Annotated in this window: 13 protein-coding genes; 6 read left to right on the top strand and 7 right to left on the bottom strand. The window is 62.4% G+C overall.

Annotated elements, in window-relative coordinates; translation table 11 throughout:
• Nucleotides 1-85 precede the first annotated feature (85 nt).
• The 3 genes from AB7E83_RS15910 to AB7E83_RS15900 form a co-directional block, all read right to left on the bottom strand.
• Nucleotides 86-1,075 (bottom strand): hypothetical protein, encoded by a 990-nt coding sequence (locus tag AB7E83_RS15910; RefSeq protein WP_428571122.1) that lies wholly within the window; start codon nucleotides 1,073-1,075, stop codon nucleotides 86-88.
• A gap of 211 nt (nucleotides 1,076-1,286) precedes the next feature.
• Nucleotides 1,287-1,841 (bottom strand): cysteine hydrolase family protein, encoded by a 555-nt coding sequence (locus tag AB7E83_RS15905; RefSeq protein ID WP_428571120.1) that lies wholly within the window; start codon nucleotides 1,839-1,841, stop codon nucleotides 1,287-1,289.
• Between the two features lie 68 nt (nucleotides 1,842-1,909).
• Entirely contained in the window at nucleotides 1,910-3,877 is a 1,968-nt protein-coding gene (locus tag AB7E83_RS15900) for a S9 family peptidase (protein ID WP_428571118.1), read from the bottom strand.
• Nucleotides 3,878-4,015: 138 nt separating this feature from the next.
• Between AB7E83_RS15900 and AB7E83_RS15895 the strand changes: the two genes are divergently transcribed.
• Nucleotides 4,016-4,426 carry a hypothetical protein gene (locus AB7E83_RS15895; protein WP_428571116.1) on the top strand — a complete coding sequence of 137 codons (411 nt, stop codon included), beginning with the start codon at nucleotides 4,016-4,018 and terminating at the stop codon, nucleotides 4,424-4,426.
• A gap of 19 nt (nucleotides 4,427-4,445) precedes the next feature.
• Nucleotides 4,446-4,739: a hypothetical protein gene (locus tag AB7E83_RS15890; RefSeq protein ID WP_428571115.1), complete on the top strand. Its 294-nt coding sequence runs from the start codon at nucleotides 4,446-4,448 to the stop codon at nucleotides 4,737-4,739.
• Here the strand turns inward: AB7E83_RS15890 and AB7E83_RS15885 are convergent.
• Nucleotides 4,721-5,533, bottom strand: coding sequence for a Crp/Fnr family transcriptional regulator (locus AB7E83_RS15885; protein WP_428571114.1), 813 nt, complete (start codon nucleotides 5,531-5,533; stop codon nucleotides 4,721-4,723). The genes AB7E83_RS15890 and AB7E83_RS15885 overlap by 19 nt on opposite strands.
• Nucleotides 5,534-5,702: 169 nt before the next feature.
• Here AB7E83_RS15885 and AB7E83_RS15880 point away from each other — a divergent pair, with 169 nt between their 5' ends.
• The 4 genes from AB7E83_RS15880 (at nucleotide 5,703) to AB7E83_RS15865 (ending at nucleotide 9,238) form a co-directional block, all read left to right on the top strand.
• Complete coding sequence (locus tag AB7E83_RS15880) at nucleotides 5,703-5,888, top strand: DUF3606 domain-containing protein (RefSeq protein ID WP_428571113.1); 186 nt, start codon at nucleotides 5,703-5,705, stop codon at nucleotides 5,886-5,888.
• A gap of 156 nt (nucleotides 5,889-6,044) precedes the next feature.
• A complete protein-coding gene (locus tag AB7E83_RS15875) occupies nucleotides 6,045-6,350 on the top strand; it encodes a plasmid stabilization protein (protein ID WP_428571111.1) in 306 nt (101 codons plus the stop codon).
• Nucleotides 6,351-6,548: 198 nt separating this feature from the next.
• Nucleotides 6,549-7,511, top strand: a complete 963-nt coding sequence (locus AB7E83_RS15870) for a Bug family tripartite tricarboxylate transporter substrate binding protein (RefSeq protein WP_428571109.1) — start codon at nucleotides 6,549-6,551, stop codon at nucleotides 7,509-7,511.
• Between the two features lie 47 nt (nucleotides 7,512-7,558).
• Nucleotides 7,559-9,238 (top strand): amidohydrolase, encoded by a 1,680-nt coding sequence (locus AB7E83_RS15865; protein ID WP_428571107.1) that lies wholly within the window; start codon nucleotides 7,559-7,561, stop codon nucleotides 9,236-9,238.
• Here AB7E83_RS15865 and AB7E83_RS15860 read toward each other — a convergent pair.
• The 3 genes from AB7E83_RS15860 to AB7E83_RS15850 form a co-directional block, all read right to left on the bottom strand.
• Nucleotides 9,223-9,477 carry a Fic family protein gene (locus tag AB7E83_RS15860; RefSeq protein ID WP_428571105.1) on the bottom strand — a complete coding sequence of 85 codons (255 nt, stop codon included), beginning with the start codon at nucleotides 9,475-9,477 and terminating at the stop codon, nucleotides 9,223-9,225. The genes AB7E83_RS15865 and AB7E83_RS15860 overlap by 16 nt on opposite strands.
• Nucleotides 9,478-9,671: 194 nt before the next feature.
• A complete protein-coding gene (locus AB7E83_RS15855; protein ID WP_428571104.1) occupies nucleotides 9,672-10,103 on the bottom strand; it encodes a cupin domain-containing protein in 432 nt (143 codons plus the stop codon).
• A gap of 8 nt (nucleotides 10,104-10,111) precedes the next feature.
• Complete coding sequence (locus AB7E83_RS15850; RefSeq protein ID WP_428571102.1) at nucleotides 10,112-11,095, bottom strand: Bug family tripartite tricarboxylate transporter substrate binding protein; 984 nt, start codon at nucleotides 11,093-11,095, stop codon at nucleotides 10,112-10,114.
• Nucleotides 11,096-11,234: the final 139 nt, after the last annotated feature.

Here is an 11,234-nt window from a genome sequence, read left to right as displayed (position 1 = left end):
ATGGAATCGTGCCCGCCATCAGCATGGAACGCTGCCCGCGATCGCATGGAACGCCGCCCGCCATCGGCTGGAACAGCGCCCGCCATCAGCGTGGAATCGTGCCCGTCATCGGGTGGAATACGCAGTTCGCAATCCGTTGCAAGGCTTGCGCAACCTCGGGCTCCTGCCGCTTCTCGGGCGTGAGCGCTTCCGTGAAGTTCTCGAGGCGGTCCAGCAGCAGGCGCGATTCGGCCACCGGGCGCTTGAGCAGTTCGTGCACCGAGTCCAGCCTTTGCGCGACGGTCGGCCGGTCGTCGGCGAACATGCAGATGTCCTGGCGCAAGGGCATGAGCGCGTCGTCGTTGCCGATGCCGCGCACGGCCACCATGCCGTGCGGCGCGAACTGGCGCAACAGCCCGCCGCTCGCGCGGCCCGTGCCGACGTCGCGCGTGCCGGACGTCTGGAAATGGCGATTCAACACGGAGCCGGCCACCGGGCCCAGCGGTGCCACGGACGAGAAGCCGTAGATCGCGGGCACGTCCTTGAACAGGAGCCGCATGCGGTCGCGACTGCTTTCGCCGCGCGTCTGCCCCAGCAGGCGCGCGACCTTCGCGGCATCGTCGGCCGAACGGCCCTCGCGCAGAAGGCTGCGACCCACCTCGCCCGTGAGGGTGTGGTGCGGCTGCGCGTCAAGCGTGTTGCAGCCGAAGAGATAGACCTCCTTCAGGTTGGCGAACAGGCTCGGGCACGAACCGGAACAGGCCACGCGCTCGAGCTCTTCGATGCGCAAGTGCTCGGCACGATCGAGCGCGTCGGAGAAAAAGACGTTGCCTTCGCCGTGATGGCCGGAGACGATGAGCACGTCGCACGACACCTTCTGCTCGCACGCCGATCCGAGCCAGTCGGGGCGGTTCTTCTCGACGAGCTCGACGAAGCGGTATTTGTCCTGCGGGAGGAACTTGCGGAAGGTCTGCTTTTCGTCGGCGGAGTTGATCGTGACGGTGCATACCGTCTGCTGCCCGGCCGCGAAGATGGGCGCGGCTGCGCATAGGGCGACGAGGCTCGCCAGAACCCGAAGACGCGCGATGGTGCGCATGATGGACCTCCCTGCTTCTTGGGAGGAACTATGTGCGCGGGGAATGCCTGAGGCGCGTAGGAAATTGCGAGACGGTGGTTGTCGGCGGGGGCGCTGTGGATGGGTCGGCGCTGGTCGTGGTTCTCAGCAATCCATCGGCGGATACGTCGCCCTGCGGCAGCGTGAAGCGCTGGCACAGGGTTGCCGAACGCATACGCGTATCCCCGGCCTGCTAAATGCTCGCTGGCCGAATGTCACACTTGAGAATATCGCGCATGTAGATCAAGGCGTTCCGCTTTTTGACCTCACTCTCGGCGGCCGTGCATTCCGGTGGCACGTGGACTTTGAGACTGCGAAGAAACGCATCGGCGGCGGTAAGCTGAATGCAAATGTCGGTCGCCAGTCCGGCCAGCACAATGGACCGCACGCCCATCTTCTCCAAAACGATATCCAGGGGCGACCCGAAAAATGCCGAGTGCATTGGCTTCAAGATCGTCAGGTCGCCTTGCCTGGGCCGCATCAGCCTCACGATTTGCGCGCTCTCGCCCCTGCCTTTTTCGAGGCGCTTCACCATCGCTGCGAAGTCCGACCGCCAAAGTCCGAAATTGTCGTTGGCGTAGATCACGGGGATGGAGTTCTCTCTCGCGGCCATGGCGAGCTTCGCCGCGGCCTTCGCTGCGATCAGCGCGCTCGGCGCCAAGTCTTCCGCGCCGGGGAAGTCCAGCGGATTGATAAAGTCGACCAGCAGCAGTGCACGCCTGCTCTTGGGAAGGTCGGCGTCATTCACGCCTGCTCTCTCCGCCCGTCTCACCATTGGATTCCTTCAGGACCGGCAGGTCCCAAGGCGTCGACATCTCAAACATCGGACGCCTCCTTTTCTTTCGCGAGAGCGTTCGTCCTGATCGTCTTGCACACCCAGTCGACGATGCGGCCGGCCGCGTCCATCCGGCAGGCGGGCTTGCCCTCGCCCAGGAACGAGTGTCCTTCCAAGGGATAAAGAACCAGTTCACATGGCGCGCTGCCCGCGTTGTAAAGACTCACGAACAGCTCTTCGGACTGGCACTTCGGACAGCGCTCGTCGTCCTTGCCTTGCAGGAATAACGTGGGGGTATGCGCCCTTTCGATGAATTGCAAGGGTGAGAGCTCCCGAGCCTTGCCACGGTCGAACTCGGGGGCGGTGCGCATGTAGAGCGGGTCGGCGTAGTAGCCCCCGTCCGATGTTCCGTAGTGCGTCTCCACGTTGCCCACCGGCGCCATGACGACGGCCGCCTCGAAAACGTCCGTGTGTCCGATGGCCCAGCTCGTCAGATAGCCGCCGTATGACTTCCCGACGATTGCGACGCGCTCGTCGCATGCGCCATCGCTCCTGAGCGCCTCGATTGCCGAGAGAAACTGGGGAAGATCCATCTCACCCCAGTTACCGCTCAGGCGCGAGCAAAACTCCGTGCCGAAGCTGCTCGAACCGACTGCATTCAGCATCAGGATCGTCCAGCCCCGAGAGCACAGAACCTGCCAATACACGTTGGAGTCATAGTCCAGAAGCGCGTAGCTCGCGGGGCCTCCATGCACGTCAACCAGCAACGGTTGGGGGCCCCTCGCTCCCTTTTTTCGGAGAAGCCACCCTTGGATGGTCTCCTTGCCACCAAGCCCGTCGGGCACCTCGAAGTCGCGCGACTCCAGCTCCAACTGCGTGCGTTCGCTCCACCAGGGATTGATCGATCCCAATCGAAGCTCTTTGCCTTCCAGGCACATGAAGACCTCATTCGCTTGGGTCGACGTGTCCACGGCGTAGACCAGGCCCGCTCCGCAGAGGGCGAAGGCGGAGAACTGGCGATCCCCATCGGCCAGAATCGTGACGTCGCCGCTCTCGACGTCGAGCTTGATTGCTTGATGGCGCCCGTGCCACGCGCGCGCTAGTGTGAGCGCGCCGTCGTCGCTCGACCAGAAGATGTTGTCCGCATCGGCGACTTCCATGTCGCCATCGACGCACCGCGGCTCGTCCATCGGGGAGGCCAGCATCCAAAGACGGCTTTCGCCATCGCCCTCTTTGATCGCGCCCGCGAACGCGAGCTTCGTGCCGTCGTGCGACCAAGAGGGCCGTTGAACAGTAGAGAGCGACTTCGTAAGCCTTCGGTGACGCTTTCCATCCACGTCGCACGTCCAGAGGTCGCAGCAATGTGCGAACTTGCCCTCGCGGGTACGAACGTATGCGAGGTGCCTACCGTTGGGCGAGGGAGCGAAGCTGAGCACATCGAAGGAGCCATCGGTCAGTTGCCTGGCTGCGCCAGTCGCCACATCGACAGCATGGAGATGAATCTCGCGCGTCAGGAGAAAGCCGACGCCGTCGGACTTGTAGGGCAGCTTCCAGCAAACCTCGGGCGCCCGCTGGTCACGCGACGGTTCAGGGGCGCTGCGCTCGCCGCGGGCATCCGGGTCGACCATCGACGCGGCAGCAGCGAACAGGAATTTGCCGTCGGGGGACCATCTCACTTCGGACACGCCATGCGCGAACGAGCCTACCTGCCGCGCCTCCCCACCGGCCAGAGACACGACATGTATTTGCCTGGAACCTCCACGGTCGGAAATGAAAGCCAAGAACTTGCCATCGGGAGAAACTCTCGGCCCGGTCTCGTTGCCCGGTCCCTGCGTCAACGCTTGGGCATCCGCACCGTCCACCGGGAAGCGCCATACCCGCGTTTCGTAGTCGTTGGCCTTTTCGTCGACCCGCCTGACCGTCGCGAACGCGTCCCTACATGTCTCGACGCCGTGGAGGTCCACCACCCTTTTATGCAGCCGCAAATCGTCGACTGAAAATGCCTTCATATGCTCTCCCTTGATGTGCGCTCGGACGCACTTTGATCGTTCAACAGTCAACTCGGGCCGGGACACCAGACCGTCGGGCGCCAGTTCATCTTCTGCGATTCCCGAAGATTTGACATTGACCTGGATTAATGCGTTTACGTGTCACCCGGGCTCAGAATCTCCCAGCTGATCCTGGCCGCGCATCCGACACCGCTTCGCTTCATCTCCATGACCATTCCACACGACACCGCCAGAAAAGCGGTCGCATTTCGATTGCTGGGCCACCTTGATATTTACGAGGAGGCGATCCGGGAGCTCGCGGAAGTGGGGCCCGACGCGACACGCTTGGGCGCGCTCACGCTCTTGGTGGATCGTATGCGCATTGAAGCGATGGTGCTCAACGAGCTGGCCGTGTCGTGGGTCGAGTTCCAGATTTCACACGCAGACTTCATTCGACGCCTTTCCGAGAACACGGGGCCAGCCATGGACTTGATCGAGCTTGAACACCACATTGGAGTCATTCTTGATGTCGAGGGCAAACGCCTTGACTTGGCGACAAGGGACAGGTAATGCCGAGTTACTGAGACCGATGGATATCCTGGCGGTGGCCCGACAACATCAGGATGCTTGGCCCGGCAGTGACATTCTTCTATTCGTCGGACTCGGGTCCACCCGTCAGATCTTCGTCGGCCATCTGACGGCGCGCCGCCACCGCAGCTCGTCGGAGACTATCGGCTGTGCCCTCCGCGGCGTCGGCGGTCATGGTGACAGCGACTCCATCGGGCCCATCGAGAACAACCAGACCTTCTTCGGCGCTGGCAGTGCCCGCGCGGTCACAGGGTTTTGGGAAGTTCCGAGGCGATGTCATGTCGATACCTTCTGAAGACTGCCGACAGCGCGCGTCGATATGGCGCGGTTGAAATAGAGGTAGGCGGGCTCGAATTGCCCCAGTTGCGCCAGCCTCCGAAGGTCCAGGATTTCTACCTGCGAGGCGCGGACCAGACATAGTTCTCGTTCTCGCAGTTGCCTCAGCACGCGGCTTACGTGAACGTTTGTCAGACTGCAAACTTCACCCAGATCCACCTGGGTCATCGGGAGCACGAAGCGATTGCCGTCCGACAGCCCGATGGCCATCAACCGCGTGTTGATCTCACACAGAAAATGGGCGATCCGTTCAATCGCGTCAAGGCTGGCCAATCTGAAGATCCATTGACGATGCATTGCCGCATCAAGGAGTGTCAAGAACCACAGTTGCCTGGTCAGATTGGGAAATGTCGACTGTATTCTTGCGAGCTCCCTGTGGGGGAAGATCGCGACCTTCGCCGCCGTAAGCGCACCGACATCATGGTCGAGCTTCTTCAGCGCATACGCGTGCAGGTCAACAAAGTCCCCCGGGAGATGGACATCCATCAGATGTCGACGTCCATCTCGCGCGTACACTTGACGTGTCATCATGCCCTCGACGAGCAGGAGGCTCACGTCCACGGGCTGCCCCTGTCTCACCGCAGTTTGACCAGCAACGAAGTCCGCTGTTCCCGAGATCGCATCCGCCAGCGCTTGCCGCTCCGACGCGCTGAGTTCGCCAATCGAACGATTGATCATCAAGTCCTTGACGAGGCTCAGCGGAGTCATCTCAAAAGGGTGCTTGCCGAAGTTTGAACATGCCTTAACTTGCATCAACGTCGCTGCGCCAGGTCCATCCCATTGGTAAAAGAAGCAACAGCCAGTCGAATGCTGTATCGACAGTATCCTGGGGCTTCTCTGACACGCTTGTACAAATTTCGCCTGCGACGATGGACCGCCAGATGCAGGACCCTTCGAAGCATCGACAACATAGGAGCACCAAATGGCAACGAGCAAATCGAAATCGAGTCGCGGCCGAGCACAGGACCGTGCGAAGGTGGCAGGCGGCCAGCGGCATGAAGTCGCGTACGAATCGAAGAAAACCGGGGCTTCCGCGTCCGATGTGAGGCGTGCCGTGAAGTCCGCAGGAAACTCGCGCACAAAGGTCGAGAGCGCGTTGAGCAAGTAAAGGGAGTGCGCGATGCTCGTCGGACAGGATGCTTTCTGACGAAAAAGGGCGCGCCCGCCGCGCGGCGAATAAGCGGGAGGCGTCAATGCAGTCCTACGCCGGTCCGCGGCGGACCGGTCTACCCTTCCTTGTCTCTAACCCCTCAAGGAGATATCCATGCCACGTGGAGACAAGTCCGCCTATACCGACAAGCAGAAACGCCAGGCGGAACACATCGAAGAACGATATGAGAAGCGGGGGGTGGGCAAGAAGGAGGCCGAGAGCCGCGCATGGGCAACAGTGAACGCGGAGACCGGGGGCGGAAAGAAAAGCGGCTCCGGTCGTGGCAAGGCCGAAGATCACAGCCCGTCGCGCAAGGGCGGGAAAGCGGGCGGAAAGGCCTCGGCTTCTCGCTCGGCATCCGAGCGCTCCGCGTCGGCAAGGAAAGGCGCCGAGACGCGTAAGCGCAACGCCTCCCGCTGACGTTCGCCGCCGCGTGAGCCCGGCTCTGTATCGAGCGATACAGACGCCCTGCATAACCCGTCCCACAATAATTCTTCGAGGCCTTCCCGTCCTCGTGATCGCCGCCTGCGCAGGGCGTCCACGCCCACCGCGAAGGCAGTACTCCCGGACGAATGCCGTGCGCCTTGAACCGGTCAGCCATTTCCCTGGAATCACAGCATGATCAGAGCCTTGGTAGTCACCCTTCTCCTGTCGCTCTGTGGGACAGCGATTGCGCAACCGTACCCCGATCGGCCGGTGCGGATCGTGGTGCCCTATCCGCCAGGTGGCGTGGACGTGCTCTTTCGAGCGCTGTCGCTCCAGCTGTCTGCGAAATGGGGACAACCCGTTGTGGTGGAGAACCGCCCCGGCGCTGGCGCCATCATCGGCACCAACGAAGTGGCGCGGGCGGCTCCGAACGGATACACCCTCCTCGCGACCATCGATTCGCCCCTGGTCGGGAACCGCTTTCTCTACAAGACATTGCCGTACGACCCCGATGCGAGCTTCGCCCCGGTCTCCCTGGTGGTCGAAGCGGACCTGATGGTCCTCGTGCATCCCGATGTCCCGGTGCGGAACCTCCGGGAACTCGTGGACCACGTGAAGAAGCAGCCGCCCCGGTCCGTGCGGTTCGGCTCCTTCGGCCGCGGCAGCCCGGCGGACCTGATCTTCGGGACATTGAACGCGCGGGAAAAGATTGGAATCGAGGGCATTCCCTACCGGGGCGTCAGTGCGTCCATCGTGGCGGCGATGGCGGGCGAAGTTCAGCTCGCCACCGGTGGCGTGACGTCGGCTGGGGCCTTCGTCCGCGACGGAAGACTCCGACTGGTGTCCATGCTCGGCGAAAAGCGCAGCCCGCATTTCCCGGACGTTCAAACGTCGACCGAGCAAGGATTTCCCTACCTGCGCGCAGGGGTGTGGTACGGGCTGTTCGCGCCTGCCGGGACGCCGAAGCCCATCGTGGACCGCATATCCCGCGATGTCACTGAGATCCTGAACACCGCCGAGTTCAGGGACAAGCATGTCACCCAGATGGGACTGACGCCCATTGCCGGTGGACCCGACGCGCTTGCGCGGCGCATCAAGTCGGACAGCGAGCGAATGGGAGCGATGGTCCGCGCGATCGGAATCGAACCCGAATAAGACTTGTCGCCGTCGACACCGTTCTCTGCCAGCCCAAGAGTTCATCGATGTCGTTCAACGCGAACCTCGGCGCCGACGCCATTGTCCTCGGCAAGATCCTGACTCTCGACGCTGCCGACCGCAGGGTCGAGGCCCTTGCCATCCGCGACGGCAGGGTGCTGGCTGCCGGCAGCGCGGCCGAGATCGCCGCCTATCGCTGCGCGTCGACCGTGGTTCACGACTTCCGGGGCAGAACCGTCGTCCCCGGGTTCAACGACACCCATGCGCATCTGGATTCGGTCGGGCTGCAGCGCGTTCGTCCTTCGCTTGCACGGTGCCGCACCATTGCCGACGTTCTCGCTGCGATTGCAGACCTCGCGCGGGAAAGGTCCGCCGCGGAATGGATCGTGACGATGCCGCTCGGCACGCCGCCTTTCTATTTCGACAGCGCGACATGCCTCGCCGAAGGACGCCTGCCGACGCGACAGGAACTCGACGCCGCGGCACCCGACAACCCGGTTTGCATCTCCGCGCCGTCGGGCTACTGGGACAAGCCTCCGTGCTACACGGTCCTCAACTCCGCGGCGCTGGCGCTCAACGGCATCGACCGGAACACCGTGCCACGGGCTCGCAACGTGGAGGTCGAGCGCGACACCGAGGGCGAGCCCACCGGCGTGATCATCGATCGCAACTATGCCGAGGCGGCACTGCTGGACCTGCTGCCGGCTGTGCCACGCTTCACGGAAGACGACCGCATCAATGCCATTCGCGCCGCACTGCCGCTGTATCACGCAAATGGCACCACGAGCATCTACGAAGGGCACGGCTGCGCACCCCTTCTGATCGCGCAGTACCGGAAATTGCGCCAGCTCGAAGAATTGACGATGCGCGTCGGGCTGGTCGTGAACCCAGTCATTCACTCGGTCGATGAAGCCGAGCGCTTGTACCGCGACTGGCTTCCCTATGCCCAGGGAGCCGGAATCGGAGACGCGAACCTGAAGGTGACCGGGATCCAGGTGCCGCTGGGCGGCGACCCGGTGATCGGACAGATCGCGAAACACCATCCTTCCGACGTCAGCTGGTCGGGCTACGTGAAGCAGTCGTTCTCGCCAGAGGAGTTCGGCCAACTCGCGATGCTGGCGGCGCGCCATGACCTTCGGCTGCACACGATCGCCGCCGATCAGGTGGAGCAGATCCTTGCGCACCTGGAGCGGGTGGCGACGCGCTTCCCCCTGGCAGGGCGCCGCTGGGTGATCGAGCACATCGGGGCCTGCAGCCCGCAAGCCGTTTCACGGATCGCGGCCCTCGGGCTGGGCGTGACGCTGATTCCCGGATTCCACGTGTGGAAGGTCTCCGACCGGTACACGATGCTGGATCCCGCGGCGCAGGATTACGTCGCCCCGGCCGCGCAACTGCTTGCCGCCGGTGTTCCTGTTTCATCGGGAACGGACGCCGTGCCGTGCAATCCCTTGTTCGCGGTCTGGGCCATGGTGACGCGGACGGCACGCGAGGGAGGGACGCTCGGCAAGGGTGGGTGCCTCGATGCCCTGCAGGCGCTGCGCCTGGCGACCGTGGCCGGAGCGTGGTTGACCTTCGACGAACACCAGAAAGGTCCGCTGCAGCCGGGCTACCTCGCCGATCTGGCGGTGCTTTCGGATGATCCGACGACGGTCGAGCCTGATCGAATTCGCGAGATCGTTTGTCACGCGACGATGGTCGGTGGGCGCATGGTCTACCGGGAGGGCTGATGCGTCTGCGATGCGGGTGGTGATTTCAGCGCCTTCAGCCGGGCGCGGCCAGCTGCGGTCCGACGGTATTGCTGCAGGCGGCTGTTGGGCTTGTCGGGTATCGTCATCTTGATCAAGCCGTTGATCAACGCAGGCAGCAGGTACGCGTCGGCGAAGTGCTTCCGGTCGCGCAACTGGAGTGCCGCCAGCAGCTCCTGCCGGGACTGTTCCCCTTCCAAGGACAGCAGCAGGGTTTGCATCTGCGGGGTGACTTGCGGGGTGACTGGGTCGGTCACTTCCGTGGTGACCTGGACAGTCGCACCACGTACCACCCGCAGATAGGCCTCCTCAAGACTACAACTCTAAACCGGCCGTATCCCAAGTGACCCACGCGGCAACACAATTACTCGCGAGAAGGATTGGTGCGAGAGGCACGCGAGGCATGCGGACCTGTTCAGGTTGCTGCGGGCGAGAAAGAAATCTTGTTGAAGATCACCAGGAGTTCCGCGCCGTATCTGGTTGAAGCTTCATGCGGCGCCCCGACGCGACGCAGAAGATAGTCGCCAGGACGGAGATCGCGAGTGCCGTCACAGAAATCGCCGGAAATCAAGAAGAGTTGTTCGTACTCGTCGTCGTGGGCGTGGATGCCGATGTACGCACCGGGCTCCACCTTCAGGATGATGGCCCTGAGCCCCGCTTCGGGCACGGCGGCAATCCGCTTGAACGACGTCCCAGGATAACTTCCGGATTCCCAAGGTGCAGCGGAGGTCTTGCAGTAGCTCAAAACCTCGGGCATCGTCGTGATGACGGAAGCGGTTTCCACGAGCGGCGCAGAGAGCATTTTTTGTTCTGCGGGTGTGGATGCGGAGTGGCTGGATGAAGTCATGATGTTCCTCACTTGATTCCTCGTTCGGCGACTAGTCGACCCATTTGAAGGTATTCTGACTCGATCAGCGTCTTGAATTCGGCGGGCGTCGTTACGTCCACGGACCAGCCGAGTTCAACGATCGAGGTATTAACTCTCGGATCCGTAAGCGCGGTAGCAATCTCCCTTGCCAACCGATCCCGCACGTCCTTGTTCAGGCCCGCCGGCGCAACGACGCCGTACCACGCTCCACCCAGAATGCTGGATGGCAAACCATAGTCGCCGAAAGTTTTCGCCTCCGGCAACCAGCTCACACGGTTTGTGCCGCCGATGCCGAGGAGCTTGATGCGCGGTTCCTTGCCCGCGAAAGCGGTCTGTGCAACAAGATGGTTGGAGGTCAGGACAATGTCGATCTGCCCGCCCATGGCCGCATTCAATGCCAGCGCTCCACCTTGAAATGGTACGTGCAGCATACTGATTCCGGCTGCCGACTCGAGTGAGGCAAAACTGAGGTGACCGGAGCTTCCGACACCCCAAGTGCCATAGCTGACCTTGTTCGGGTTCCTTTTCGCATAGGCTACGAGCTCGGCGACGCTCGAGGGTTCGAAGCTCTTGTTCGCCAGCAGGATGAACGTGTTTCTTCCAACGAGCGAAAGTGGCTCGAAATCGTTTCTGGCGTCGTACTGAACCTTTTGCACATGCGGCGCGATCGCGTGGGTGTCCGAACTTGCAATCAGCATCGTGTAACCGTCGGGTACGGCTTTGGCAACGTGAGCAGTCCCTATGGTTCCTGCGGCACCCGCACGATTCTCCACGACCACCGGCTGGCCCAACTGCTGAGAGAGCTTTTCGGCAAGAATCCGAGTGACGCGATCGGTGTTCGTCCCAGGCGGCCAGGGGAGGACGAGACGCAATGGTCGATTGGGGAAAGCAGGCTGGGCGAATACAGGCACCGCGCTCATGAAGAGGAGAGTTGCAACCAGCAGAGCTGCGACTGTGCGAACTAGATTCATATCGTGCCCCTTCGGAAACGTAGTCGATCATCGGGCAAGAAGCTCACTGCAAGAGCTCTTGTGGCGCCGATTCAAGTTGAGTCATCGAAGCAAGGCGCGCAAAGAGGCTCTTGCTGTCGCTCTGGGTGCATAGCGGTGA

The sequence above is a fragment of the Ramlibacter sp. genome (assembly GCF_050250995.1).
Lineage (GTDB): Bacteria > Pseudomonadota > Gammaproteobacteria > Burkholderiales > Burkholderiaceae_C > Ramlibacter.
Note: the sequence above shows the minus strand (reverse complement) of the source record. Positions and strands in the feature narration are given on the sequence as shown.

Excerpts from the sequence above, each read along its gene's own strand:
- AB7E83_RS15860 (WP_428571105.1), bottom strand. The coding sequence starts at position 9,477 with ATGCAAACCCTGCTGCTGTCCTTGGAAGGGGAACAGTCCCGGCAGGAG.
- AB7E83_RS15910 (WP_428571122.1), bottom strand. The coding sequence starts at position 1,075 with ATGCGCACCATCGCGCGTCTTCGGGTTCTGGCGAGCCTCGTCGCCCTA.
- AB7E83_RS15850 (WP_428571102.1), bottom strand. The coding sequence starts at position 11,095 with ATGAATCTAGTTCGCACAGTCGCAGCTCTGCTGGTTGCAACTCTCCTC.
- AB7E83_RS15865 (WP_428571107.1), top strand. The coding sequence starts at position 7,559 with ATGTCGTTCAACGCGAACCTCGGCGCCGACGCCATTGTCCTCGGCAAG.
- AB7E83_RS15900 (WP_428571118.1), bottom strand. The coding sequence starts at position 3,877 with ATGAAGGCATTTTCAGTCGACGATTTGCGGCTGCATAAAAGGGTGGTG.
- AB7E83_RS15885 (WP_428571114.1), bottom strand. The coding sequence starts at position 5,533 with ATGCAAGTTAAGGCATGTTCAAACTTCGGCAAGCACCCTTTTGAGATG.
- AB7E83_RS15855 (WP_428571104.1), bottom strand. The coding sequence starts at position 10,103 with ATGACTTCATCCAGCCACTCCGCATCCACACCCGCAGAACAAAAAATG.
- AB7E83_RS15870 (WP_428571109.1), top strand. The coding sequence starts at position 6,549 with ATGATCAGAGCCTTGGTAGTCACCCTTCTCCTGTCGCTCTGTGGGACA.
- AB7E83_RS15880 (WP_428571113.1), top strand. The coding sequence starts at position 5,703 with ATGGCAACGAGCAAATCGAAATCGAGTCGCGGCCGAGCACAGGACCGT.
- AB7E83_RS15875 (WP_428571111.1), top strand. The coding sequence starts at position 6,045 with ATGCCACGTGGAGACAAGTCCGCCTATACCGACAAGCAGAAACGCCAG.
- AB7E83_RS15890 (WP_428571115.1), top strand. The coding sequence starts at position 4,446 with ATGGATATCCTGGCGGTGGCCCGACAACATCAGGATGCTTGGCCCGGC.